Origin of the sequence: Parvibaculum sp. (assembly GCF_030694575.1) — a bacterium.
Lineage (GTDB): Bacteria > Pseudomonadota > Alphaproteobacteria > Parvibaculales > Parvibaculaceae > Parvibaculum.
The window spans coordinates 1-25,645 of record NZ_JAUYUS010000085.1 but is presented as its reverse complement, the minus strand read 5'-3'; the positions used below and the strand labels follow the sequence as shown (position 1 = coordinate 25,645).

24 protein-coding genes are annotated in these 25,645 nt (G+C 64.7%); 7 read left to right on the top strand and 17 right to left on the bottom strand.

Annotation, left to right across the window (positions count from 1 at the left end):
* The first annotated feature begins 92 nt into the window (after positions 1 to 92).
* Entirely contained in the window at positions 93 to 539 is a 447-nt protein-coding gene (locus tag Q8S60_RS12205) for a hypothetical protein (protein WP_305275905.1), read from the top strand.
* Here the strand turns inward: Q8S60_RS12205 and Q8S60_RS12200 are convergent, their stop codons facing one another.
* Positions 540 to 851: a DUF190 domain-containing protein gene (locus Q8S60_RS12200; RefSeq protein WP_305275904.1), complete on the bottom strand. Its 312-nt coding sequence runs from the start codon at positions 849 to 851 to the stop codon at positions 540 to 542.
* A gap of 8 nt (positions 852 to 859) precedes the next feature.
* Positions 860 to 1,840 carry a sodium-dependent bicarbonate transport family permease gene (locus tag Q8S60_RS12195; RefSeq protein WP_370867256.1) on the bottom strand — a complete coding sequence of 327 codons (981 nt, stop codon included), beginning with the start codon at positions 1,838 to 1,840 and terminating at the stop codon, positions 860 to 862.
* Positions 1,841 to 2,005: 165 nt separating this feature from the next.
* Here Q8S60_RS12195 and Q8S60_RS12190 point away from each other — a divergent pair, with 165 nt between their 5' ends.
* The 3 genes from Q8S60_RS12190 to Q8S60_RS12180 are packed head-to-tail and all read left to right on the top strand — an operon-like array spanning position 2,006 to position 4,934.
* On the top strand, positions 2,006 to 2,830 hold the full coding sequence (locus tag Q8S60_RS12190; protein ID WP_305275903.1) for an enoyl-CoA hydratase/isomerase family protein: 825 nt from the start codon (positions 2,006 to 2,008) through the stop codon (positions 2,828 to 2,830).
* Between the two features lie 4 nt (positions 2,831 to 2,834).
* On the top strand, positions 2,835 to 4,001 hold the full coding sequence (locus Q8S60_RS12185) for an alpha/beta hydrolase (protein WP_305275902.1): 1,167 nt from the start codon (positions 2,835 to 2,837) through the stop codon (positions 3,999 to 4,001).
* Positions 4,002 to 4,019: 18 nt separating this feature from the next.
* Positions 4,020 to 4,934, top strand: a complete 915-nt coding sequence (locus Q8S60_RS12180; protein ID WP_305275901.1) for an alpha/beta fold hydrolase — start codon at positions 4,020 to 4,022, stop codon at positions 4,932 to 4,934.
* Here the strand turns inward: Q8S60_RS12180 and Q8S60_RS12175 are convergent.
* The 10 genes from Q8S60_RS12175 to Q8S60_RS12130 form a co-directional block, all read right to left on the bottom strand.
* Entirely contained in the window at positions 4,931 to 6,094 is a 1,164-nt protein-coding gene (locus tag Q8S60_RS12175; protein ID WP_305275900.1) for an acyl-CoA dehydrogenase family protein, read from the bottom strand. The genes Q8S60_RS12180 and Q8S60_RS12175 overlap by 4 nt on opposite strands.
* Positions 6,095 to 6,113: 19 nt before the next feature.
* Positions 6,114 to 7,034, bottom strand: a complete 921-nt coding sequence (locus Q8S60_RS12170; RefSeq protein ID WP_305275899.1) for a thioesterase family protein — start codon at positions 7,032 to 7,034, stop codon at positions 6,114 to 6,116.
* A gap of 40 nt (positions 7,035 to 7,074) precedes the next feature.
* Positions 7,075 to 7,968, bottom strand: a complete 894-nt coding sequence (locus Q8S60_RS12165) for a thioesterase family protein (RefSeq protein ID WP_305275898.1) — start codon at positions 7,966 to 7,968, stop codon at positions 7,075 to 7,077.
* 52 nt (positions 7,969 to 8,020) lie between these two features.
* A complete protein-coding gene (locus tag Q8S60_RS12160) occupies positions 8,021 to 8,638 on the bottom strand; it encodes a TetR family transcriptional regulator (RefSeq protein WP_305275897.1) in 618 nt (205 codons plus the stop codon).
* Positions 8,638 to 9,516, bottom strand: coding sequence for a crotonase/enoyl-CoA hydratase family protein (locus Q8S60_RS12155; RefSeq protein ID WP_305275896.1), 879 nt, complete (start codon positions 9,514 to 9,516; stop codon positions 8,638 to 8,640). Before Q8S60_RS12155 ends, Q8S60_RS12160 begins: the two co-directional genes overlap by 1 nt.
* A 150-nt stretch (positions 9,517 to 9,666) precedes the next feature.
* Positions 9,667 to 10,635, bottom strand: coding sequence for an alpha/beta hydrolase (locus Q8S60_RS12150; RefSeq protein ID WP_305275895.1), 969 nt, complete (start codon positions 10,633 to 10,635; stop codon positions 9,667 to 9,669).
* Positions 10,636 to 10,681: 46 nt separating this feature from the next.
* The gene (locus Q8S60_RS12145) at positions 10,682 to 11,701 is read right to left on the bottom strand and encodes a hypothetical protein (RefSeq protein WP_305275894.1); all 1,020 of its coding nucleotides are present in this window, start codon (positions 11,699 to 11,701) and stop codon (positions 10,682 to 10,684) included.
* 46 nt (positions 11,702 to 11,747) lie between these two features.
* Entirely contained in the window at positions 11,748 to 12,380 is a 633-nt protein-coding gene (locus Q8S60_RS12140; RefSeq protein WP_305275893.1) for a DJ-1/PfpI family protein, read from the bottom strand.
* Between the two features lie 11 nt (positions 12,381 to 12,391).
* A complete protein-coding gene (locus tag Q8S60_RS12135; RefSeq protein ID WP_305275892.1) occupies positions 12,392 to 13,072 on the bottom strand; it encodes a DJ-1/PfpI family protein in 681 nt (226 codons plus the stop codon).
* Positions 13,047 to 14,072 (bottom strand): GlxA family transcriptional regulator, encoded by a 1,026-nt coding sequence (locus Q8S60_RS12130; protein ID WP_305276409.1) that lies wholly within the window; start codon positions 14,070 to 14,072, stop codon positions 13,047 to 13,049. The genes Q8S60_RS12135 and Q8S60_RS12130 overlap by 26 nt, the downstream gene beginning before the upstream one ends.
* A gap of 713 nt (positions 14,073 to 14,785) precedes the next feature.
* On the opposite strand from Q8S60_RS12130, the gene Q8S60_RS12125 reads away from it, so the two are divergent.
* On the top strand, positions 14,786 to 16,639 hold the full coding sequence (locus Q8S60_RS12125) for a DUF1302 domain-containing protein (protein WP_305275891.1): 1,854 nt from the start codon (positions 14,786 to 14,788) through the stop codon (positions 16,637 to 16,639).
* Between the two features lie 80 nt (positions 16,640 to 16,719).
* Here Q8S60_RS12125 and Q8S60_RS12120 read toward each other — a convergent pair whose 3' ends face one another.
* From Q8S60_RS12120 to Q8S60_RS12100, 5 genes are read right to left on the bottom strand one after another with little or no spacing between them, the layout of a single operon-like run.
* A complete protein-coding gene (locus Q8S60_RS12120) occupies positions 16,720 to 18,972 on the bottom strand; it encodes a 3-hydroxyacyl-CoA dehydrogenase NAD-binding domain-containing protein (RefSeq protein ID WP_305275890.1) in 2,253 nt (750 codons plus the stop codon).
* Between the two features lie 7 nt (positions 18,973 to 18,979).
* The gene (locus Q8S60_RS12115) at positions 18,980 to 20,185 is read right to left on the bottom strand and encodes an acetyl-CoA C-acetyltransferase (RefSeq protein WP_305275889.1); all 1,206 of its coding nucleotides are present in this window, start codon (positions 20,183 to 20,185) and stop codon (positions 18,980 to 18,982) included.
* Positions 20,186 to 20,230: 45 nt separating this feature from the next.
* A complete protein-coding gene (locus tag Q8S60_RS12110) occupies positions 20,231 to 21,388 on the bottom strand; it encodes an acyl-CoA dehydrogenase family protein (RefSeq protein ID WP_305275888.1) in 1,158 nt (385 codons plus the stop codon).
* Positions 21,389 to 21,415: 27 nt separating this feature from the next.
* Positions 21,416 to 23,209, bottom strand: a complete 1,794-nt coding sequence (locus Q8S60_RS12105; RefSeq protein WP_305668590.1) for an acyl-CoA dehydrogenase C-terminal domain-containing protein — start codon at positions 23,207 to 23,209, stop codon at positions 21,416 to 21,418.
* A gap of 57 nt (positions 23,210 to 23,266) precedes the next feature.
* Positions 23,267 to 23,788 (bottom strand): MerR family DNA-binding transcriptional regulator, encoded by a 522-nt coding sequence (locus tag Q8S60_RS12100; protein ID WP_305275886.1) that lies wholly within the window; start codon positions 23,786 to 23,788, stop codon positions 23,267 to 23,269.
* Between the two features lie 257 nt (positions 23,789 to 24,045).
* Between Q8S60_RS12100 and Q8S60_RS12095 the strand changes: the two genes are divergently transcribed.
* Complete coding sequence (locus Q8S60_RS12095; RefSeq protein WP_305275885.1) at positions 24,046 to 24,603, top strand: CAP domain-containing protein; 558 nt, start codon at positions 24,046 to 24,048, stop codon at positions 24,601 to 24,603.
* A 70-nt stretch (positions 24,604 to 24,673) separates the two neighbouring features.
* Positions 24,674 to 25,645, top strand: a 972-nt coding sequence (locus Q8S60_RS12090; protein ID WP_305668589.1) for a TRAP transporter substrate-binding protein, incomplete at its 3' end; no start/stop codon positions are given.

The window sequence follows — 25,645 nt, the reverse complement described above, 5'->3', positions numbered from 1 at the left end:
GGGGCTCGCCTTCGCCAGCGAAAGGGCGCTATGCTCGCCTCTTCCGGGGCGACGCTCCGGCGCGCGGGGAGGCGCGAAAAAGGGGGAGGCACATGAACAAGAATATGCAGATGACGCTGGTCGGGCATGGGGCGCTGATCTTCCTGCTCGGGATGCTGGCGGGATTTCCATTCGCTTCCGTGCTGGTGGCCTCGCTCGAGCCGGGCGCCGTGGCGGCGTGGCCGGGCGATGTGCGCGCGTGGCGGATGGCGCATATGGAAGGCGCGCTGAACGGCATGCTGATGATCGCGGTGGCGGCCGCAATGACGCACGTCGTGATGACGGCGCGCGTTCAGGGCGTCATCTTCTGGGGGCTGATCGTCACCGGCTGGGGCAACATCATCGCTTCCATCGTCTCGGCGATGACGGGCGGACGGGGGCTCGGCTTTACCGGGCTCGACTGGAACTCGCTCACCTTCACGCTGTTCATGGCCGCGATCATCGGCGTCGTGCTGGCAATGGCGGCGGTGGCTTACACCGCGTTCCGGAACCGCAGCTGATCAGAAGCGATCGGCTCGCAACACCGCGACATCGGATACGGTGACGATGCCGATGTGGCGCTTCACCAGGGCGAAGACCGGATCGAGAACGGCGTCGAGATTTTCCGCGGCGGCGATGACCGTGACCGAGACCATGGCGCCGGCCGAAGACGGCAGGCCCTCTCGGCTCCAGACGCCGTGATGGCCCTTGCCGCCCAGCACCGGCAGCACCGTGTAGCCGGTGACGTCGAGACGGTCGAGCAGATCGGTCAGCCGCTTCAGCACCGGCGCCTCCAGCACGATGTCGATGCGTTTTTTCGAGTGCATCTCCATGACGGGCCTCATCCGGCAATGCGCTGGGCAAGAGCCGCATAGAGCGGGATGCCGAGCGTCAGGTTGAAGGGAAAGGTGACGCCGAGCGAGAGCGTCAGATAGATCGCGGGGTTGGCCTCCGGCAGCGCCAGGCGCATGGCGGCAGGCACCGCGATATAGGAGGCCGACGCCGCCAGCGTGATCAGCAGCGCCGTGCCGCCAACCGAGAGGCCGAGCGTCAGCGCCAGGAGGCCCGTGAGCGCCGCCGAGACCAGCGGGAAATAAATACCGAAACCGATCAGCGACGGCGAGAGAGAGCGGCCGCCCTGACGCAGGCCGCGACCGGCGACAAGTCCCATGTCGAGCAGGAAGAGACAAAGGATGCCGCGAAAGGGATCGACGATGAAGGGCGCGATCATGGCCATGCCCTCCGTCCCCGTGGCCCAGCCGATCAGGAAGGAACCGACCAGCACCACGACCGAGCCGTTGGTGCCGACCTCGCGCAGAAGCGCCGAGGTGCTCTCCCCTTCTGCCCGCGCCGGTGCGCCGCGGCGGGCGAGCAGAAGCGCCGCAATAATGGCGGGCGTCTCCATGACCGCCGCGACCGCAATCAGATAGCCTTCGTAGGCAAGGCCCAGGCTTTTCAGCGCTTCCGTCGCGGCGACGAAAGTGACGATGGAGATCGAACCATAGTGACCGGCGACGGCGGCCGCATCGACCACCGAAAGCCGCGTCGTCAGGCGCAGCAGCGCGTAGCCGATGACCGGGATCAGAAACGAGAGCAGAATACCGGCACCGACGGTCAGCGCCATGGCCGCGTCGATGCCGGACTTCGCCACCTCGGCACCGCCCTTGAAGCCGATGGCCAGCATCAGATAGAGCGCCAGCAGCTTGGCCGCCGCTTCGGGCACCGAGAGATCGGAGCGGATCAGCGCCGCCGCAACGCCCAGTGCGAAGAACAGGACCATCGGCGAGACGATGTTCTGAAGGGCGAGATCAAGAATCGACAAGAGGCGGGCTCCACGCGGCTGACGACGCTTCTTTTTACACGAAATCCGCCACGGGCGTAGCGTCCTGCGGACGCAACGTCAAGCAGGCGCGGGGGCCGCTCCCTTGTGAGCGCGGCGGCGCCTGCCTAGACTTTCCTCCAACAAGAAACACGGGGAGGAGAGATCATGGACTACAGCCAGATCGCCACGGAAAAGCGCGGCAACATATTGCTGCTCACCATGAACCGGCCGGACAGGCTGAACGCCTGGACGCCGCGCATGGCGGAGGAGCAGGCGCATGCGATCATGGCGGCGAACGACGACCCGGATATCGGCGCCATCGTGATGACGGGTGCCGGGCGCGGCTTCTGCGCGGGCGCCGACATCAGCGATACGTTCAAGAGCCGGCTCGACGGGAAGGACCCGGGCAACGACACGGCGGGCGGCTCGGGCGGGATGCCGCGCGATGTCGACTGGATCGAACTGGTGCGTTCGTCGAAGCCGATGATCGCGGCGGTGAACGGACCGGCGGTCGGCATCGGCGTCACCATGATCCTGCCGTTCGACGTGATCGTGGCGGCCGAGGAAGCGAAATTCGGCATGGTGTTCGTGAAGATGGGGATCGTGCCGGAGCTTGCCTCGTCGCATTTCCTCGTCAGCCGGATGGGCTGGGGACACGCGAACGAGATGATGCTGTCCGGGCGGCTCTACCCGGCGGCGGAAGCGCGCGAGAAGGGATTGTGCGAATATGTCGTGCCGCAGGCGGAGCTGCTGGACAAGGCCTTCGCGATTGCCGGGCAGATCGCCGAGAACCCGTCGCGGCAACTGCGGATGACGAAAGAACTCCTTACACAGAACGCCTGCACGACGGACCTGAAGCTGGCGCAGAAGCGCGAGACAGATGCGCTGAAGATCTGCTGGACGACGCCCGAACACCACGAGGCCGTCGACGCCTTCCTCAACAAGCGCAAACCCGACTTCAAGAAGGCGGCGCGCGACGCGGCGGAGTGACGGCATGGCTTACGAGGTCGAGCGCATTCCCTTTCACCTGCACTGGCGGGAGACCTCGACCTTCAAGGAAACCTATGCAGGCGCGATGGACACCATCGTCGTCGAAGGGCAGCACCTGAAGCCGAAGGGCGCAAGTTCGAAGACGGTTCTGATCTTCATGCATCCGACGGGGACGATGAACCTGCTGCCGATGCCGAACGGGCTGGCGGCGGCGGGCATTCCCTGCCTTACCTGCGGCAGCCGCTATCCGCATAACGACAGCGCGCTCATCATGGAGAAGGTGCTGCTCGATCTCGGGCATTACGTCGCCTATGCGAAGGAGAAGCTCGGCTACGAAAAGGTGGTGCTGGCGGGATGGTCCGGCGGCGGGTCGCTGTCGATGTTCTATCAGTCGCAGGCGGAGAGGCCGGCGATCACCGCGACACCAGCGGGCGACCCGGTGGACGTTGCGGGCGCGGGGCTCATTCCGGCCGACGCCGTGCTGCAGCTCGCGGCGCATGTGAGCCGGGCGATCACGCTGACCGAATGGCTCGACCCGTCGATCCGCAATGAGCTCGACCCAACGGACCGCGACCCGGAGCTCGATCTCTACAACCCCGCCAATCCGAACCAGCCGCCCTATACGGATGCCTATGTGCAGCGCTTTCGCGCGGCGCAGATCGCGCGGTCGGGGCGGATCGACGCCTGGGTGCATGGCAAGCTCGAAAGCCTGAAACGCGAGGGGCGCGGCAACGAGGAATTCTCCTTCGTCGTGCACGGGACGATGGCGGACCCGAGATGGCTCGACCTTTCCATCGACCCGAACGAGCGCAAGGGGCCGAACTGGTGCTTCATGGGGGAGCCGAGGATCGTGAACATGATGCCGGCGGGGCTGGCGCGCTATTGCTCGCTGCGCTCGTGGCTGTCGCAATGGTCCTACCGGGAAAGCCGGGCGGACGGGCCGAAATGCGCGGGCGACATATCCGTGCCGGTGCTGGTGATCGAGAACGGCGCGGATGACGGCTGCACGCCCTCCCATGCGGCGCGGATTTTCGCGGGGGTCCGGCACGACGACAAGGAACTTCATCTCGTCAAAGGCGCGACACACTATTATATAGGGCAGCCCGACAAGATGGCCGAGGCCGTGAGAATCGTGGCCGGGTGGCTGAAAAAGAAAAAACTGCTGGATTGAAACTTCATGAATGTTGCGGTGAGTAAACCGCCGGCGCGCCGCAGATTGCCGCTGCCGGATGGGGAGATTTCGTATCTCGAATGGGGCACGGATGAAGAAGGCAAGGCGCCGCTTCATTTTGCCCATGCCAACGGCTTCAACGGGCAGACCTATGCCCCCATCCTTTCGAGGCTCGCGGACGATTTCCACATTCGCGCCTGGGATGCGCGGGGGCATGGCGCGACGACGCTGACGGCGGACCCGGCGCGGCACCGCAACTGGTATGTCTATCGCGACGACCTGATCGCCATGGCGGAGAATTTCGTCGAGGCGACGGGGAAGAAGATCATCCTCGCCGGGCATTCGATGGGGGGTGCGGCGAGCGTGATGGCGGCGGCGGAACGGCCGGACCTCATTCGCGGACTGGTGCTGATCGACCCTGTCATGACGCCGGCGAGCTTCCGCCTCATCATGGGGCTCTACAAGCTGACCGGACGGAAGGGCGGGCCAATGTCGCTCGCCGACGGCGCGGAAAAGCGGCGCGCGGTGTTCGCCGACCGGCAGACGATGGTGGAGCGCTATCTCGGGCGCGGGGCCTTTCGCACCTGGCCGCGCGAGTTCATCGAGGATTACGTGGAAGGCGGCACGCGCATCCGCGACGATGGGCAGGTGGAGCTTCTCTGCGCGCCCGCATGGGAGGCGGCGAATTTCCGAGCGCATGGGCACAATATGGCGAAGGCCGTGCGCAACCTGCATGTGCCTTTCGCGCTGCTTTATGCGGAGCAGGGTTCGACCTGCCGCACGCCTTTCCCCATGCTTCTGAAACGGCGCGACCCGAAAGCGCATGTGGCGATGGTGCCGGGCTCCACGCATTTCCTGCCGATGGAATTTCCGGAGACGGTGGTGCAGGAAATACGCGGCTTCAAGGCGCGGCTGGAAGCGGAGGGGCGCTAGCCCGGCCCATAGGTCTTCAGCAGGCCCGCGCCGATGCGGTCGTTCATGATTTCGGTGCTGCCGTCGGTGTAGGCGGCGAGTTTGGCGCAGGCGAGGTGACGGGCGAGGCCGTGTTCCTCGCGGAGGCCGGCGGCGCCCATCGACTGGATGCAATCGGCGATGCGCGGGAGCGTGACGCGGCCGGCGAATTTCTTCGCATGGGCGGCGGCCATGACGGCATCCCCGCCGATGTCGATGAGGCGGCCGGCATGGAGCGTGAGGCCACGAAGGGCTTCGAGGTCGTTGGCGACATCGCCGAGCGACCAGTTGAGGCCTTGATGTTCCAGCAACGATTTGCCGAAGGTCTTGCGCGCGGCGCCGTAGGCGAGCGCGGTTTCGAGGCTGGAGGCGAGGAGGCCGGCGCACATAGCGGCGACATAGACGCGGGCGCCGTTGACGCCTTTCATGGCGAGCTTGAAGGCATCGCCGGGACCCGCGAGCATGTCGTCTTCGGGCACCAGATAATTTTCGAGCGCGAAGCCGCCCGCGCCGATGACGTGGCCACCCATCAACGCGTAAGGCTCGGCGCGGCGGAAGCCCGGGCGGCGCGCATCGACGAGGAAGCAGGCGATGCCGCGCCAGCCGGCAGACGGATCCGTCTGCACATAGGTGATGAAGAGATCGGCGATGCCGGCATTGGTGATCCAGCCCTTCTCGCCATCGAGACGCCAGCCGCCTTCCACTTTCGTCGCGCTTGTGCGGATGGCGGAGAAGTCGCTGCCGGCGCCGGGTTCGCTCAAGGCGGTGGCGCCGAAAATGCCGCCGGACATGAGGGCCGGCACATGCTCATCGCGGTGGCGGGCGGTGGCCGAGTAAGCGAGACGGGCGGCGACGTTCTGCGTGTTCACAAGCGAGAAGGCGAAAGCCATGTCGGCGTGGGACATTTCCTCGCAGAGGGCGAGCTTCACCATGTAGCGGTGGCCGAGGCCGCCTGCCTCTTTCGGCGCTTCGAAGCGGAGAAGGCCGACAGCGGCGGCTTCGCGAAGCGCCTCGACCGGCTGACGGCGCTCGCGCTCCCATGCGGCGGCGTTGGGGGCAATAGTGGCGCGGGAGAAGGCGGCCGCGCTGTCGAGAAACGCACATTCCTCCGCCGTCAGTTCGCCGCGCAGAAAATCCGTCATGCTCCCCTCCCCTTTTTTTTCAGACGCCGAGGCCTTCGATCACCAGCGTTTCGAGATTGGCACGCATTTCGTCCGGGATGGGAATGGATTTGCGGGTGGTGAGATCGAGCGCGATGGCGACGGCTTCGGCGGTGGCGACGGACTGGCCGGATTCGAGATCGAAGAGCCAGTGGCACCAGGTATAGGTTTTCGGGCCGACCTGCTTCAACCCGCTGCGGAGCGTGAGCAGATCGCCGACACGCGGGTAGCGGCGATAGACGAAGCGGTATTCGAGCGCGGCGCCGCCGACCGACGGCGTTTTCGAGCGGTCGGAGCCGCTGGTCTGGGCGAGAAGGTTCGGGATGCCATCCGACACGATGCCCATGAAATGGCGCACGGACAGGAAGCCCTGCGGGTCGCAGCGCGCGGCATCGACCTCACCCTGCCAGGTGCGGACCATGCCCATGGCGTCCGCTTCCTTCAGCTTCGGCGCGGGGCGGGGATCGTAGATTTCGAGGCCGCGCGGCGCGCCATGCGCGGGAAGCGCGACGACGAGCGCGTTCGCGGCCGTCTTCGCTTTTGCGGGGAGCGGCTTCACCTCGCGGTTTTCATCGTCCACCCATTGCACTTCGGCGATGAAGGTGGCGGCGGGTTCGCCGGAGACGGTGTTCACCATCTCCTCGTAGATGCGGAGGCCGAAGTCGCGAACCTCGAGCACGCCCGCGCGGAGGAAGAAAGGCGCGCCGGGACGCTGCTCGCGCAGGAAGCGAACGTGATGATCGCTGACCTGGAGGCGTGCGCCTTCGTTGCGCGCGTTGCGGGGGCCGAGACCGAGCGCAAGCGCGAGCGCGGCGAGGCCGGAGCCCGCCTTCTCGACATAGAACTGCACATTCAGGTGGCCCATCTGGTCGCATTCCCAGGTCTGGACGCTGGAACGCGCGACTTCGATCATCTCACTCATTTTTCTTTCCTTTTACCGATGACGATTTTGCGGATGGGGTTCAGGCCCGCGCGCGCATGGATGACGGCAGCGGAACGGCCTTGCGGCTCGCCTTGTCGAAGAGGAGACCGGCGCCTTCGGCGATGCAGGCGACTTCGCCCGTGTCGCCGCTGAAGAGCCAGTGACGGTAGCGGATGGTTTTGCCTTCGGTGGCGAGAATACCCGTCCGCACAAAGATGGTTTCGCCCGCGCGCAACTCGCGGAAATAGGCGAGGCGCATTTCGACCGTCGCCGTGGCGAGGCCGCGCGCCGCCTGTTCGTGGCGGCCGAGGCCCGCATGCGCCCACATATGGCCTTGCGCATCCGAGAAGCGCGCCATGAAGAAGCGCGCGTTCATATGGCCGTTGGTGTCGCATTCCCACGTGTTCACGACGGAACGGTTGGTCTCGACCATGCCGAATGCGTCGGCGCGGGCGAGCGAGACGTCGCGCTCCACGGCTTCCTTCGGCAGCGAGCGCGGCAGGGCTTCCGGCGGCAGCGAGGTCATGAGCGACTGGGCGCGGCGGCGCGCCTCTTCCGGCCAGGCGGTGAGGCGGCGGGTTTCGAGATCGAGGCAGCCTGTGTCGACGACGAAGGTAGCGGCGAGACGATCGTCCAGGGCTTCGCGCATTTCCTGATAGATGCGGAAGGTCTTGTCGCGGATTTCGACGACGCCCGCGCGGATGACCACGAGGTCGCTCGCGCGCAACTCGCGGTGGAAACGGATGTGATGTTCCAGCGCGACATAGCCGAGGCCGGAGTTCGGCTGATCGAGCGCGGCGAGGCCGAGGGCGACACGGAGATTGAACGAGCTGTCGGAGCCCTTGGCGATGTAGTGCTGGATGTTCATGTGGCCCATCTCGTCGCATTCCTGCAGCGAGACATAGCCGCGATAGGTGTCGATCATGGCGGGCATCGGGATGACTTCATTGGCGGGTGCCGCAGCATAGGGGCCGGGCCGGCGCTTGTCATGCTTCGGGCAAGGCGGCGAGGCGGTGCGCGAGGAGGCTTTCGGCGGTGAAGCCGAGCGCGCCGAGGCGGCCCGAGGCATCGAGCACGCGAAGGCCGATGAGGAGCGCGGCGAGGGTGAGGATTTCGCGGTGGGCGGCCTCGCCTTCGAGGCCGGTGGCGGCGCGGAGCGGGCCGCCCAGCGTTTCGAGGACGGCGATGACGCGGCCCGTGACCGCGCGGTCGAGATCGGCGGGGAGGTTTTCCGCCGACATGAGGCGGCCTGCGAGGCGGACATGGGGGGCGTTGCCGGCGGTCGCCTTCAGCGCCTCGCGCGCGGCGGCGGCGAGCGCTTCGGCGGGGGACTCCTTGTTTTCCTGGGCGCGCTCGGCGGCTTCGCGCATGCGGCGCGCGAGGTGGCCCAGTTCTTCCGCCGTGAGAGCGATGGCGAGTTCGTCGATGCCGCCGAAATAGGAATAGACGGCGCCGGCGGCGTAGCCCGCTTCGGCGGCGACGGCACGGATCGTCAAGGCTTCGGGGCCGTCCGCGTCGCAGACGCGGCGGGCGGCGGCGAGGATGGCCTTGCGCTTGTGGTCGCGGAGGGCGGAGCGGCGTTTTTCGGAGGCGGCGGCCGGCATCAGAACTTGTAGGTGGAGCGGGAGACGCCTTCGGCGATGGGGGCGCCGCCGTCGCGTTCCTTCACCGCCTGCTGGAAACCGACACGCTCCGCGCGCTCCTTGAACCAGACGCCTTCGGGCGAGTGGCGCGTGATGCCGTCGAAGAGGGTCGCGAACATCTGCGTCGTGTTGAGCCCCATGTTTTCATAGGCCTGATTGACGAGGAGCTTCTGCATCATGAGCTGGTTGCGGGGGACGCCGGCCATGCGGTTTGCGAGCGCCTCGACGCGGGCATCGAGCGCCTCGTCCGGCACGGCTTCGAGGACGAGGCCCATTTCGGCGGCTTCGGTGCCGCTGACGAGATCGCCGGTGAAGAGCATGCGCTTGGCGCGCTCCGGCCCGAGGCGGTAGACCCACATGGCGGTGGTGGGGCAGCCCCAGACGCGGGCGGGCGGGTAGCCGATCTTCGCGTCGTCCGCCATCACCACCATGTCGCAGCAAAGCGCGATGTCGGAGCCGCCGGCGACGGCGAAACCGCGGACCTTGGCGATGGTGGGCTTATGGCAACGCCAGAGGGACATGAAGTCGCGCGTGTTGGCATGCATCATGTTGAAGTCGACCATGGGGTCCCAGGGGCGGGGGTCGCCTTCCGGCGTGCCGGTGCCACGATTGCCGCGCGGGGCCTCGGCGAAATCCTTGAGGTCGTAGCCGGCGCAGAAGGCGCGGCCGGCGCCTGTGAGGACGATGACATGGACGTCGTCATCTTCGGCGGCCATGTCGACGGCCTGCGCGATCTCGCGCGGCATGCCCGAGGCGATGGCATTGAGGCGGTCCGGGCGGTTCAGCGTGATGGTGGCGATGCGGCCCTGGCGTTCGTAGAGGATGTGTTCGAAGGGCATGGGATCCTCGCGGGTTGCCGTGGTTTTTGAACTTATATCAATAAATTGAACATTGTTCAATATTTGAAGAAGCGAGGGTGCGGAAGGCGGTTTGCGCCCATGGACCCCGGCTTTCGCCGGGGTGACATTTCTGGAATGAGGCGGGACCGCCTACCCCGCCGTGACGCGTTTCAGGAAGTCGTCCGCGCGTTTGTTGGCGGCGGCGGCGAGGTCGCCGGGGAAGGCGACGAAGCCGTGGGCGCCGCCGGGGAAGACCGCGAGTTCGGCTTCGTTGCCGGCCGCGATCCAGCGGGCATGCATGAAGAGACTGTCGTCGAGGAGCGCGTCGCGCGTGCCGATGCTGAAGAGAGCGGGCGGCATGTCGTGCAGGCGGGCATAGAGCGGCGAGACGTCGGGATCGCGGCGGTCGATCTCCGGCGGCAGGAAAGCATCGCCGAATTTCTCGATGTCGAGGGTGCGGAGGATCAGGCGCTCATTGCCGAAGGCGCGCTGGCTCGGCGTCATCGACATGTCGAAGGCGCCGAAGACGAGGTTCGCGCCCGCAAAGCCGGTGAAGCCGTGCTTGTCGCGCATGCGGATGAGCGTGACGGCGGAAAGATGCGCGCCGGCGCTTTCGCCGCCGATGGTGAGCTTATCGGTGCCGAATTCGGTCTTGGCGTTTTTCGCGAGCCAGATCGCGGCGGCCTCGCAATCGTCCGGACCGGCCGGATAAGGATGCTCGGGCGCGAGGCGGTATTCGACGCTGACGCAGGCGAGGTTCGCGTTCTTCGCGATGCGCTCCAGCAGCGGGTCCTGCTGGTCGGCGCCGCCGAGCACCCAGCCGCCGCCATGGATGTGGAGGTAGACGCCGGACGGATTTTCAGGCGCGACGACGCGCAGGGTCACCTTGTTGCCAGCCTTGCCGTCGATCGCGATTTCGCGGGCGAGCGGCGATTTCGGCGCGAGGGGGAAAGCGCCCTCACCTCTCGCGCGCTGCTCGCGGAAAGTGCCGACGCCGATCTCCCACCACTCCGGCAGGTCCTTCATGGCGCCGACGATGAAATCGTTGATGCCTTTGGTTTCCGGCGAAATGGCTTCGGCGGTGAAGAGCTTCGGATCGAACGGATTGCTGCCTGACATGATGTCCCCGGTGTTCAAGTTTCTTTGGAGAAATTAGACCGGATGTCTAGACGATCCGCCAGCCCCAATGATCGGCGCCCTTGTCCATGCGGCTCGTGACCTCCAGGCGGAGGCGGCGGTTGTGGACGGCGAGCGCACCTTCCCAGAGCGCGTTCCAGGCGTCGAAACAGGCGGGGGTGACACCCTGCTTATCCGCCATCATGCGCCATGAGCGGGTGCAGACCGTTGCGCCATCGACTTCCGCGCCGTCGCCACCGGCATCGAGGAGCGTGGCGAGATAGCGGGCGAAGGCCGGTGCGTCGTTCCCCTTCACGCCCGTGAAGGCGGCGGTCGTGTCGTAGCATTGCATGCCGATGAGGCGGCCGGTTTCCCAGCCGAGCTTGCGCGCTTCGTCCTCGCCGAGAAGCGAGACGGCGGCGGGGAGGATCGAGCGGATATATTGCACGGCGTAGTTGCGCTTCGCCTTCACCATGCGCTCTTCCGACCATTCGACATGCGGGAGTTTTGCGGGATCGACATCGGGGCCCTGCTCATCGAAGCGGAAGCGGAGGCGTTCATTTTCGACGAGGGGGCGATCCTCCTCGATGAAATAGCCTTCGAGGCAGGGATCGACGCGGGTCGTGATCGCGGTGCAGACGAAGCCGAGATTCGGATTGCCGAGGCTGACGCCGACCTGCGAGTGGAAGCCGCGCATGAAGGCGATGCTGACATCGTTCGGCACGGCGCAGATGGCGGCGCCGTCCCAGATCCAGCGGGGCGGCAGGTAGCGCACCCATGCCTTGCTGTCGCTTTCGGGAATGAACTCGCATTTCACGCCGCCGACATGGTTCGCGAGATAGATATATTGAGCGCAGGCGACGGCGGGCGGCAGCTTGTCGAGACCAAGACTCTTGTAGCCCGCGAGGAATTTTTCCAGATGCTGGGCGCGGAAGGTGCGGAAGTTCAGCTCCGTCGCCGCTTCGGCGCCCTTGAAGGCGACGGCGCGGAGGATGAGGCCGGTCAGGAATTTCTGGTGAAGCTCGGCGCTTGCGCGCCATGCATTCAGTTCGGTTTCGCTTGCCGCCATCTCACTCCCCCGATTTTTTCTCTTTGCTTTCGGGGGAGTGTAGCCATCAAACGGCGGCGGCGTAAGGCGGGGCGGGATCGTATTCCATCGCGCGCTGCGTCTTGCGGGCGTGGTCCTGCCCATGCACCTGGCCGACGACCCAGAGCGCCATGTCGATGCCGGCGGAGACGCCCGCCGCGGTGACGACATTGCCGTCGCGCACGTAGCGGATGTTTTCGAGGACTTCGGATGCTTCGCCGCGCGCACGCAGGGTTTCGATGAAACCCCAATGGGTGGTGACGCGCTTTCCCTTCGCGGGACCGGCGACGCAGAGAAGGAGCGCGCCGGTGCACACGCTCGTCACCCATTCGCAGGCGGGGGCGATTTTCGAAATCCAGCCGAGCAGCTTTTCGTTCTTCGCCTCGCGGCGCGTGCCGATGCCGCCGGGGACGAGAAGCAGGTCGAGCTTTTCGATACCGGCGATGCCCGCATGGGCCTCGACGCGCATGCCCTTCGCGCCCGTCACGGGCCCGCCCGTTTGCGAAATCAGGATCACCTTGTCGGGATGCTCGCGGCCTTCATGGCCGTAAACCTCGTTCGACATGGTGAAGACTTCGTAGGGGCCGACGAAATCGAGTTCCTCGACGCCGTCGAAAATCAGGATGCCGACGGTGCGGCTCTTCGCGTTCGTGGGGGACATTCCCGTTCTCCTCAAAGCGACGGCTGCAGGAAGCGGGGGTCTTTGGCGTTCATCTGCGCTTCGAGTGTTGCTCCCTCTGCTGCACGAATAATGTCGTGAATATGCGCGGGCGCATCGTCGGCGGACCCGTAGCTGAAGGGCGGATGCGGGTAGTATTCGATGCCGAGCTGAATCGTCTTGGCGATCTCCTCGCCGGCGATCAGACGCGCGAGATAGAGCGCGCCGTCAATGCCGGCCGAGACACCGGCCGTCGTCACGATCTTGCCGTCGCGGCGATAGCGGTCGGGCACAACATGCGCGCCAAGGGAGGCAACCGATTCGCGGGCATAGTAGTTCGTCGTCACTGTCTTTCCCTTCAGGATGCCTGCGGCGGCGAGAATTTCCACACCATTGCAAACACCGAAAGTCCAGGTCGAGGTTTCGTGCAGGCGGCGGATGAAAGCAAGCGTCGCCTCGTTGGTCATTTGCGGCCTGCCGCCCGGCCCGCCCGGAACATAGAGGATGTCCGTTGACTCGACTTCCGAATAATCCCGCCAGGCGGCCATGCCGCCGGAGCGGAGATCGTCTGCGACGATCGTCTTGCGCTCGGCGACGAATTCGACTTCGGCGCCGGGAAGCCAGCCGAGGACGGCATAGCCGCCGACGGCATCGAGCATGGTGAAGCCGTCAAAGAGAAGAACGGAGATGCGCATTGTCTGTTTCCAGCGATGAGAAGGAACGGGGAGTATCGCGCCGGGCGGTGCGGAAGCGTTCGCGGTAGCGGCCCGGCGTGACGCCGAGATGGCGGAGGAAGGCGCGGCGCATACGCTCGGCGGCGCCGAAGCCCGCGTCGGCGGAGATCGCGTCGAGCGAATGTTCGCCTCCGGCGAGGCGGCGGCAGGCTTCGTCGAGACGGGCGCGCTCGACGAATTGCGCGGGTGTGAAGCCGGTTTCGGCGACGAAGTGGCGCGCGAAGCTGCGCTCGCTCATGGCGGCGCGAGCGGCGAGCGCGGGCACGGAAAGATCGGCGCAGGGATTTTCCACGACGAAGGAGCAGACGCGGGCGAGGCGCTCGTCCTCGACGCGCTGGGCGGCGAGCTGGGCCGAGAATTGCGACTGGCCGCCGGGACGCATCAGATACATGACGTGCTGGCGCGCCAGCGTGAGCGCCATTTCGCGGCCGGTATCTTCCTCGATCAGCGCCAACGCCAGGTCCATGCCGGCGGTGACGCCGGCCGACGTCCAGAACTTGCCGTCGCGGACATAGATCGCGTCTTCCTCGACCGTCACACCGGGGAAGCGCCTGCGCATGGTGGGCGCGTAGGCCCAGTGCGTGGTGGCGCGGCGGCCGTCGAGCAGGCCCGCAGCGGCGAGGATGATGGCGCCGGTGCAGATCGAAACGACGCGGCGCGCGGGGACGGCGGCGCGGCGGACGAAGGCGAGAAGACGCTCATCCTCCATGGCGGCACGCGAGCCGAGCCCGCCCGTCACCATCAGCGTGTCGAGCCCGGCGAGCTCGGCAGCGGAGACGTCTTCGATCGAGCGGTCGACGCGGAGGACGAGGCCGCTGGTGGTGGAGACGGGACCGCGCTCCTCGGCGACGAGTTCGATTTCGTAGGCGGGGGTGCCGCCGGGAAGCAGGACCGCCGTGGAGAGAAGCTGGATCGGCCCGGCAATATCGAGGATCTGCGCCGCGTCGTAGACGAGCATCATCACGCGGCGGGGCGCGGGCGGGCGGGGGGAAGATGTTTTCCGGTTCGGGGTCATGGGCCGAGATTAGGCCCGGTGACCGGGTGGCGGAAACGACAAAGAGCATGCATTTTCCGCCAAACGGCCGGGCGGGTCGCATGCCCGTGTGCCGGAAGATTCGCAGCGGCGGCGGGCCCCTGCAGCCAGACCAGGAAGTTGACGCAAGGAACCGGCCTATTGTTCGCATACAGATGGAATAAACTTACAATATTGTATGAAATAAATACTTATAATTTTTGTAGATCGCGTCATTTCTCTTCCCGTAATAGCTCATAAACTGGCAATTAAAGTATTATGTACGCAAATATTCTTGCCTTTTACTCATCTTCTGCAGAAAGTCTGAGTGAGCTTGCAACCCGATCCGTTTCTTCTCCCGTTGAACAAGAAGGCAACCGCGCCACGCGGAATGCCTGGGGAGAAACGGAAGGGCCGAGGGGAGGAACCTCACAAGCCGAGGCCGTCAGTCCGTTGCGTCGTAATGTTTTCCGAGTGGAATGCGTTCGTGGACCCGTCACGCCCCGGCTTCAATGAGGTCATGGGGGGCGCCGCACAAGCATGTTTCCCTGCCGTCTTCCTTCAGCAAGTCACGAAGGCCCCGCGTCTTGCCGCGGAACCACGGCCTTTGCACGAAGCGGGCTGCCAATTGGGGGGCGGAACGTTGAGTGAGGAGGGAGACAATGAAGGGAAGAAGAGAAGGCTACCGCCTGTCCGCGATTGCGGGCTGCGCGGCTCTCGGCATGGCCATGACGGCAAGCCCGGCTTCGGCGGTGGATTACAATTTCGGGGATACGACGCTTTCGATCGATTCCATCGCCTCGGTGGGCGCGACGATCCGTGCATCGGGACAGGAGTGTCTTTATGTGGCGGTGGTCAATGGCGGGTGCCGGGACTTCAACGGCAATTCAGCCAACATCAACACGGATGACGGCAACATCAACTTCGATCAATGGGATGTGGTTTCCTCTCCCGTGAAGATCGTCACCGACTTCGAACTTCGCTGGAAAAACTGGGGCGCCTTCGCGCGAGCGCGTGCCTATTACGACTATGTGGTCTACGAAGAGGCCGGACAGAACGGCACGCAGTACGGACAACGCCCGCTCACGGACAATCTGCGCGGCGACGATGCGAGAAACTCCGCCAGAGGCCTCGATCTTCTCGACGCCTTCGTGTTCACCAACTTCTATCTCGGCACCATTCCGACTTCGCTCCGCGCCGGCAAGCAGGTGATCAACTGGGGCGAGAGCCTCGCCATTCAGGGCGGCATCAACCAGTTCAACGCGATCGACGTCGCCGCCATCCGCACGCCCGGCGCGGAGTTGCGGGAAGCACTGCTTCCCGAGGAAAGCCTCTATGTGAACCTCGCCCTTCCCGCCGATCTCAGCTTCGAGGCCTTCTATGCCTTCAACTGGCGTCAAACGGAGCTCGACGCAGCAGGCACGTTCTTCGCGTCGAACGATATTTTCGGGCCGGGCGGACGCTACGTGAACACCGCCGCGCCCGAGCAGCCGCCGGCGGGGTCGCCCGAGAATGCGGGTACGATCTACAAGGGAGAGGGCGACCTGCCCAACGATCAGGGACAGTTCGGCGCGAAGCTCGGCTATTGGGCCGGCTGGCTCAACGACGGCACGGAGCTTTCGGCCTATTTCGTGAACTATCATTCGAAGCTGCCCTATCTGGAATACAGCAACGGCGCGCCGGCCGCGGTCGACGGGAGCCTTTGCGCGCCCGCGCCTTCCTGCGGATTGCCGGGGCAGTACTATCGCGACGCTTATCCGGAAAACATCAAGTATGTCGGCGTGAGCTTCGCCACCACGGTGGCGGGTACCTCCATCGCAGGCGAGACGCTCTATTCATGGAACATGCCGCTGGGCATTTCCTCGGGCGAAACGCTCGGCGCGCGCTGGATCGACAATGCCACGGGCGGAGCGGCGGGTGCCGCCGTGCTGCCCTACGACATGACGCCCGGCGCCTTTCCGAAAGGCTATTTCCGGGAAGACGTGATCAACGGCCAGTTGTCATCGATCACCATGCTCAATCCGTCGAGCGGCGTGACACGGTTCTTCGATGCAGACAGCACGGTCCTGATTTCCAATATCGGCTTCCAGTACCTGCCGAGCATCAGCGATGCGCGCCTTTCGGTGACGAGCGGCGGGCGCGGCTCGGAAATCACCCATCCGAACCCGGCGGTGCAGATCCCGCTGTATCAAAACCCCAACCAGCAACTTATCCATGCCGACACGTTCTCGACCGGCTACCGCCTGATCGGGGCGCTGAACTACAACAACGTGTTCAATACGCCGTGGAGCCTGTCGCCGACCATTCAGTGGCAGCACGACGTGAAAGGCAATTCCGCCGGCACGATCGGGCCGGGCTTCATCGACCGCCGGAAGACGGTCACGCTCGGGGTTACCGCGGACCTGCAGAACACATGGCGCGCCAATGTGAGCTACACGAATTCCTTCGGCAACGAGTTCCAGAACTATACGCAGGACCGAGACTTCATCTCGGCGAGCCTGTCCTACGCGTTCTGATATCTCTGCCGGCGAAAAAGAGAAACGCCCCGTTCGAGAGAACGGGGCGTTTTTTATTTCAGGTGGTGAAGGCAGGCGTTTTAGGCGGCGGCCTTTTCCTTGCCCGGTGCGAAACGGCCGTAGAAGGTGTCTCCCTTTTCGGCCATGTCGCGCAGCAGCTTGCCAGGCGTGAAGCGGGGCCCGTATTTCTGGGCGAGCTTGTCGCAGGCTTCGACAAACTCTTTCGCGCCGACCATGTCGATCAGCGAGAGCGGGCCGCCGGCCCAGGGCGCGAAGCCCCAGCCGAGGATCGCGCCGACATCTGCGTCACGCACGTCCGTCACCACGCCTTCCTCGAAGCAGCGCGCGGCTTCCAGCGCCTGAATGTAGAGGAAGCGGTTTTTCAGCTCCTGCACATCGAGGTCGTCGGGGTCCTGCGATTTGCCGGCGAGATCGGCGAGGCCGGGCCAGAGCTTCTTCTTGCCGTCAGCCGGATAGTCGTAGAAGCCCTTGCCGGCCTTCTTGCCGACACGGCCGAGGTCCACGACCATCTTCTTGACGAGATCGTCGGCGGGCGAGCCGACATATTTGTCGCCGAGGTCCTTCTTCGTCTGCTCGCGCACCTTGTAGGCGAGGTCGAGCGAGACTTCGTCGTTGAGGGCGAGCGGCGCCATCGGCATGCCGGTCATCTTGCCGACATTCTCGATCATGGCGGGAGGTACGCCCTCGCCCAGCATGGCGAGGCCTTCACCGACATAGGTGCCGAAGCAGCGCGAGGTGTAGAAGCCGCGGCTGTCGTTGACGACGATCGGCGTCTTCCTGATCTGCTTCACGTAATCCATCGCCTTGGCGAGGGCTTCGTCGCTCGTCTTCTTGCCCATGATGATTTCGACGAGCTGCATCTTGTCGACGGGCGAGAAGAAATGGATGCCGATGAAGTTTTCCGGTTTGGCGGAAGCTTCCGCGAGGCCGGTGATCGGCAGCGTCGAGGTGTTGGAGCCGTAGATGCCGCCGGCGGCGAGCATGGGTTCGGCCTTTTTTGTCACTTCCGCCTTGATGTCGCGGCTTTCGAAGACGGCTTCGATGACGAGGTCGGCGTCCTTGAGGTCGTCGTAATTCGTCGTCGGCTTGATGAGGCCGAGCAGCTTGTCGGCCTTTTCCTGCGTGGTCTTGCCGCGCTCGAGCGCCTTCTGCAGCAGCTTCTCCGAATAGGCCTTGCCCTTCTCGGCATTCGCCTGGTCGGTGTCGAGGAGCACGACTTCCATGCCGGCCTGGGCCGAGACGTAAGCGATGCCCGCGCCCATCATGCCGGCACCGAGAATGCCGAGCTTCTTCACCTGGAAGGCGGGAACACCCGACGGACGGCGCGCACCCTTTGCCAGTTCCTGCATGGAGAGGAAGAGCGAGCGGATCATCGCCTTGGAGCGCGGGTCCATCAGCAGCTTGGTGAAGTAGCGCGTTTCGATGCGGAGCCCCGCCTCGATCGGCACCTGGAGGCCTTCATAGACGCAGGACATGATGAACTTCTGCGCCGGGAAGTTGCCATGCGTCTGCTTGTGCAGCGTCGCATTGCCGATGGTGAAGACCTGACCGCCGCCCTTCGAATGCGGATCGCCGCCCGGCACCTTGTAGCCTTCGCGGTCCCAGGGCTGGATGGCGATGGCGTAGACTTCGGGGCCCTTCTTGCCGAGCTTGACCTTCGGCTGGGCGAGGCCTTCCTTCAGCCATGCCTTGGCGGCGGAGATCAGTTCGGCGGCGGGCACGACCTTGTGGACGATGCCGGACTTCAATGCCTTTTGCGGATCGAGCGAGGTGCCCTGAAGGATCAGCGGCAGCGCGGCCTGCGCGCCGATGAGACGCGGCAGGCGCTGCGTGCCGCCGCCGCCGGGCAGGAGGCCGACCTTCGCTTCGGGCAGGCCGATCTGCGTTTTCGGATTGTCGCTGGCGATGCGGTAGTGGCAGGCGAGCGTGACTTCGAGGCCGCCGCCGAGCGCGGTGCCGTTGATCGCGGCGACCACGGGCTTGCCGCAGGTTTCGAGGCCGCGCAGCAGCATGTTGAATTTGAGGTTGCCCTCATACATCGCCTTGACGCGATCTTCCTGCGAGCCACTTCCCGAGCCGCCCGCCTGGCCGCCCATCATGGAGAGGTCGGCGCCGGCGCAGAAGGCATCCTTGCCGGAGGTGAGGACGGCGCCCTTGATGGCGTCGTCGGACATGATCTTCTCGATGATCGAGGCCATGTCGGCCATCGAGCTTTGCGAGAGGACGTTCATCGAGCGGCCGGGCATGTCCCATGTGATGAGGGCGATGCCGTCGGCGTCGAGGTCGAATTTGAAGTTTTCATATGCGGTCATTGTCGCCTCACACGCGTTCGATGATGGTGGCGGTGCCCATGCCCGCGCCGACGCAGAGCGTGATGAGGGCCGTGTTGAGATCGCGGCGTTCGAGCTCGTCGAGCACCGTGCCGAGGATCATGCCGCCGGTGGCGCCGAGGGGATGGCCCATCGCGATGGCGCCGCCGTTGACGTTCATCTTCTCGTGCGGGATGTCGAGCGACTGCATCATGCGGAGCACGACGGAGGCGAAGGCTTCGTTCAGCTCATAAAGGTCGATGTCTTCGGGCTTCATGCCGGCCTTGGCGAGAACCTTGCGCGATACGTCGGCGGGGCCCGTCAACATGATGCAGGGCTCCGAACCGATCGACGCCATGGCGCGGATGCGGGCGCGCGGCTTCAGGCCCATGCCCTTGCCGGTGGCGGCGTTACCGACGAGAACGGCGGAGGCGCCGTCGACGATACCCGACGAATTGCCGGCGTGGTGGACGTGGGTGATTTCCTCGACTTCCGGGTAGCGGTCGAGCGCGACGCCGTCGAAGGCGAATTCGCCGAGCGAGGCGAAGGACGGCTGCAGCGCGGCCAGCGACTGCATGGTCGCCTCGGGGCGCATATGCTCGTCATGGTCGAGGATGGTGAGGCCGTTGATGTCCTTCACCGGGATGACGGACTTGCTGAAATAGCCCTTGTCCCATGCGTGTTTCGCGCGCCTCTGGCTTTCGACCGCGTAGGCGTCGACGTCGGTGCGGGTGAAGCCGTATTTGGTGCAGATGAGGTCGGCACCGATGCCTTGCGGCGTGAAATAGGACTTGAAGGCGATGTTCGGGTCGGTCGACCAGGAGCCGCCCGAGGCGCCCATGCCGACGCGCGACATGCTCTCCACGCCGCCGCCGATCGCCATGTCGGCTTCACCCGACATGACCTTCGCCGCCGCCATGTTGGTGGCTTCGAGGCCGGAGGCGCAGAAGCGATTGATCTGCACACCTGCTGTCGTCTCCGCGTAGTCGGCATTCAGCACCGCGATGCGGGCGATGTCGCCGCCCTGCTCGCCGACGGGATCGACGCAGCCGAGCACGACGTCGTCGACCTTCGAGGTATCGAGATTGTTGCGGTCGCGGATCGCCCGCAGCGTCTGCGTGGAAAGTTCGAGCGCCGTCACTTCATGGAGTGCGCCGTCCTTCTTGCCTTTGCCGCGCGGCGTGCGCACGGTGTCGTATACGAAACATTCGGTCATTGGAGTCTCCCTGGGGGACTTGTTGTTTTCCGTCGCGGCGCGCCGTCAGAGCGTGCGGGCGATCAGCATCTTCATGATTTCGTTCGTGCCGCCGTAAATCTTCTGGACGCGGGCGTCCGCGTAGAGCTTCGCGATGGGATATTCCATCATGTAGCCGAAGCCGCCGAAGAACTGGAGGCATGTATCGACGATCTCGTTCTGCTTCTGCGTGGTCCACCACTTCGCCATGGCGGCGGTGGTTGCATCGAGCTTGCCGTCGAGCAGCTTCATCGCGCAGTCGTCGACGAAGACGCGAGCGATGGTAGCTTCCGTCTTGCATTCGGCAAGCTTGAATTGCGTGTTCTGGAAATCGAGGATGCGCTGTCCGAACGCGGTGCGCTCCTTCACATAATCGGTCGTGTATTTGAGCGCCATTTCCATCGCGACGCAGGCCTGCACGGCGATGATAAGACGCTCCTGCGGAAGCTGCTGCATGAGCTGGAAGAAGCCCTTGCCTTCTTCGGTGCCGAGGAGATTGGAGGTCGGCACCTTCACGTCGTCGAAGAAAAGCTCGGACGTGTCCTGCGCCTTCATACCGAGCTTCTTCAGATTGCGGCCACGGCGGAAACCTTCGACCTCGTCCGTCTCGACCATGATGAGCGAAGTGCCCTTGGCGCCGCCGGCCGGATCCGTCTTGGCGACGACGCAGATGAGGTTCGCCTGCTGGCCATTGGTGATGAAGGTCTTCTGTCCGTTCACCACATACTGGTTGCCGGACTTCTTCGCGGTCGTCTTGACGCCCTGAAGATCGGAGCCGGTGCCCGGCTCCGTCATGGCGATGCCGCCGACGATTTCGCCGGTCGCCATCTTGGGCAGCCATTTCTTCTTCTGGTCCTCGGTGCCGTAGGACTGGATGTAGTGCGCGACGATGCCGGAATGGACGGAATTGCCGAAACCGGAAATGCCGATGCGGCCCTGCTCTTCGGCGATGACCATCTCGTGGGCGAAGGTGCCGCCGCCGCCGCCATATTCCTCCTTGATGGAGGCGCAGAGAATGCCGGCCTCGCCCGCCTTGAGCCAAGCCTCGCGGTCGACGCTGCCCTGCTCGTCCCACCGCTCGCTATGCGGCAGGAATTCCTTTTCATAGAACTTGCGGACGGCGCCCTGGAGAATTTCCAGTTCCTCGGTCAACCAAGGCGATTTGTATCCGGCATTCAGACTCATGTCGTCGCTCTCCCTGAGGCGTCTTTATCAGAACTCGTTGGCGGCCAGCGCCATCATGGGGTCGGCGCCGTGACGGATGCGCGCGAGATGCGTCGCCGTTTCGGGCACCACATGTTCCATGTAGTAGCGGCCGGTTTTTATTTTCGTTTCGTAGAAGGCTTTGTCCTCGCCATTCAGATTGGCGAGCTTGTCGTTCGACACCCTGGCCATCTTCGCCCACATGTAGGCGAGGCCGGTGACGCCGAAGAGATGCATGTAGGGCGTGGAGCCGGCGCCGGCATGGTCGGCATTCTGAAGCGCGTTTTCCATGAACCTCATGGTCGCCGCTTCGAGATCCTTGCGGGCGCGTGCGAGCGGCTCAACGAAGGGCTTCAGCTTCTCGTCGCCTTCATTGGCGGCGATGAAGCCGTCGATCTCCTTGAAGAAGGCGAAGACGCCGCGTCCGCCATTCTGCGCAAGCTTGCGGCCGACGAGATCGAGCGCCTGCACGCCGTTGGCGCCTTCGTAGATCATGGCGATGCGGGCGTCGCGGACGAACTGGCCCATGCCCCATTCGTCGATATAGCCGTGGCCGCCATAGACCTGCTGAGCGTCGACGGCGTTCATGAAGCCGCGATCGGTGAAGTAACCCTTCAGGACAGGCGTCAGCAGCGACATCATGTCGTCGCCGAATTCGCGGGTCTTCTCGTCGTCCGAGCGATGGGACAGGTCGCCATGCAGCGCCGTCCAGACGAGCAGCGCGCGAGCACCCTCGTTGAAGGATTTGATGTCGAGCAGCATACGGCGGATGTCAGGGTGGACGATCAGAGGATCGGCCGGCTTGTCCGCCGCCTTCGGACCGGTGAGCGAGCGGCCCTGCAAACGCTCCAGCGCGTATATCACGGCGTTCTGATAGGCGGCCTCGGATTGCGACAGGCCCTGCAGGCCGACGCCGAGGCGGGCCTCGTTCATCATCGTGAACATGGCGCGCAGGCCCTTGTGCTCCTCGCCGACGAGCCAGCCGATGGCTTCGTCATAGTTCAGCACGCAGGTGGCGTTGCCGTGGATGCCCATCTTCTCTTCGAGCGAACCGCAGGAAACGCCGTTGCGGTTTCCGAGCGAGCCATCGTCGTTCACGAGGAATTTCGGGACGAGGAAGAGCGAGATGCCCTTCACGCCTGCGGGCGCGCCCTCGATGCGGGCAAGGACGAGGTGGAGAATGTTGTCGGCGAGGTCGTGTTCGCCGGCGGAGATGAAAATCTTCTGGCCGCTGATCTTGAAGGACCCGTCACCGACAGGCACGGCCTTGGTGCGCAGGAGGCCAAGATCCGTGCCGCAATGCGGCTCGGTAAGGTTCATCGTGCCAGTCCATTCGCCGGTCACGAGCTTCGGCAGGTATTTCTTCTTCTGCTCGTCGGTGCCGTGCTGCGAGAGCGCGGAATAGGCGCCGTGGCTGAGGCCCGGATACATGCCGAAGGCCATGTTGGCCGATGAGACCATCTCGTTGAAGATGACGCCAAGCGCGTTCGGAAGGCCCTGTCCGCCATAGGCGGTGTCGGCGACGAGCGCGGGCCAGCCGCCATCGACCAGCGTCTTGTAGGCTTCCTTGAAGCCGGTGGGCGTCGTCACCACGCCGTTTTCCAGCTTGCAGCCTTCGCGGTCGCCGACCTGGTTGAGCGGCAACAACACTTCTTCCGTGAGTTTCGCGGCTTCCTCGAGAATGGCGTCGACCAGATCCGCCGGCGCATCGGCGAAACCCGGCAAATCCGCATATTGCGAGAAGTCGAGAAGCTCGTTCAGCAGGAAGCGATATTCGCGCAGCGGCGCTTTATAGGTCGGCATGGAATCCTCCGGCGGGAAATAGCGTGCCCTCCCCTGACCGGGAGGGCACGCCGATCCTCAAACGATAGCCTTTTCGGGCTTCTTCGTCTTTGCCGGCTTTGCGACGGCCTTCGGCGCCGCTTCCGATTTCCGGTCCCGGACCTGTTCCACGATCTGCGCTTCGAGGCGGGCGCAGCTTTCCTCCAACGTCCTGATCTGGAGGTCGATTTCGTTGCGCTGCTGGCGGAGCGAGGCGATGCGCCGGCGGAACTTGTCGACGGCGACGCGGTTCTGCGTCTCGCAGCCATCATGCTGGTCGTAAAGGCTCAGGATTTCCTTGATTTCGGCCAGTGCGAGGCCGACGTTTTTGCCGCGCACGATGAGGGTGAGGCGGGCACGATCACGCGGATGATAGACGCGGGCCTGGCCGCGGCGTTCGGGCGTGAGCAGGCCCTTGTCCTCATAGAAGCGGATGGCGCGGGTGGTAAGGCCGAACTCCTCGGCAAGTTCCGTAATCGAATAGGTGATGACGGGGGCCGAAACCTCGGCACCGTTGCGCCGGAGCGCTGTACTGGAGGCGGCGTGAAGCTGCTGTTCCATGAACTCTCTCCCTGACTGCCGGATGACAGCAAGCGGAAGCGGCGCCTCCGGGCCTGCGGTCAATGGGCGTTAATCCCTGATATTTTTGGCTGTTTTCAGCCGATTTTTGAAAGTGGACCGGACTCTAGTTGACGTTGACGTAAGCGTCAATGGCGCAGATGGACTCTTTTCGATGAGCCGCGTCGCGCTTTGCCCGGTCCTCGGGCGATGCTCTATTACATGCCGGATCACGGGGGCAACGGAGCCGAGGGAACGTCATGTGCCGCGTCGTTACAATCGCCAGCTTTTTTCTTCTCGCCGTCACGCTTGCCGGGTGTGCGGGCGGCCCCGCAGCGGACAAACCGCAAGCGGTGAATGTCACAAGCCTTCCTGCCGGAGCGACTGCCGCGGCGCAGGGAGACAGTCCGCTCAGCCGCGCGGTGCTGAAGGACGTGAACGCCTTTCGCGCGAGCAAGGGCGCCGGCGCGCTCATGGCCGATGCGACGCTGCAGCGGGCTGCCGCCGTGCATGCCGCCGACATGTCGGGGCGCGGTTTTTTCGGGCATCACAATCCGGAAGGCCAGGGCCCGCGCGAACGGGTGCTGGCCGTCAATCCGGGCTTCAAGGGCCGGGTCGCCGAGAACATCCAGATGGTGGAAGGGCCGACCTATGCCGCGATGAGTGACGAGACGCTTGCGCAGACGCTCACCGACAAATGGGCGCAAAGCCCCACGCACCGGAAGAACATGCAGATGCCGGACATGACGCATAGCGGCATCGGGATCGCGCGGTCCGGCGACCGGATCATCGCGGTGCAGGTTTTCTCGGGACCATAAGGAGCGTTGCGGGACGAGGCCGCGAAATGACATGCTCGCGGCCGTTACGATTCTTCGGGGGTTCTGAAAAGTGAAACGCAGGGAATTTCTCGGCGGTGCGGCGGCCGGCGCCATCGCGATGCCGGCACTCGCGACGGCGGCGCGCGGCGAGACCGCCATCGAATGGCGCATGGCGACGGCATGGCCGAAGGGCGCTCCGGGCGTCGGCGTCAACGCGCAGCGTCTCGCGGACCGCATCGGCGCGATGTCGGGCGGGCGGCTTACCGTGAAGCTCTACGGCGCAGGCGAGATCGTGCCGCCCTTCGAGGTATTCGACGCCGTGTCGCAAGGCGTTTGCGAAATGGGCCATGGCACGCCCTATTACTGGCAGGGCAAGAACCCGGTCTTCCATTATTTCACGGGCGTTCCCTTCGGGCTGATGGCGCATGAAATGGCGGGCTGGCTGACTTTCGGCGGCGGACAGGCGCTGTGGGAGGAGGCCTATGCACCGTTCGGCGTTGCGCCCTTCTATGCCGGATCGAGCGGCGTGCAGGCAGGCGGCTGGTTCAATCGCGAAATCAAAACGCTCGACGATTTGAAGGGGCTGAAGTTCCGCATTGCGGGCCTGGGCGGCGAGGTGATGCGGCGGCTCGGCGCGAGCGTGGTGCTGACGCCACCCGGCGAAATCTTCACCTCGATGAAGAGCAACACGATCGACGCGGCCGAATGGGTGGGCCCGTGGAACGACGTTGCCTTCGGCCTTCAGAAAGTGGCGCGCTACTACTACCTGCCCGCGTTTCACGAAGCGGGGCCGGCGCTCGAACTCATCGTCTCCAAGGCGAAGTTCGCCACCCTGCCCGACGACCTGAAGGAGATCGTGCGGGGGGCGGCGCTGGCGACAGCGGGCGAGACGCTTTCCGACTTCACCTTCCACAATATCGAGGCCTTTGCCGGGCTGATGGAGGCAGGGGACACGGAACTTCGCCAGTGGCCGGAGCCCGTGGCGGCGGCGATGGCGAAGGTGTCGGGCGAGGTTCTCGCGGAGCTGGCGGCGACAAGCGAC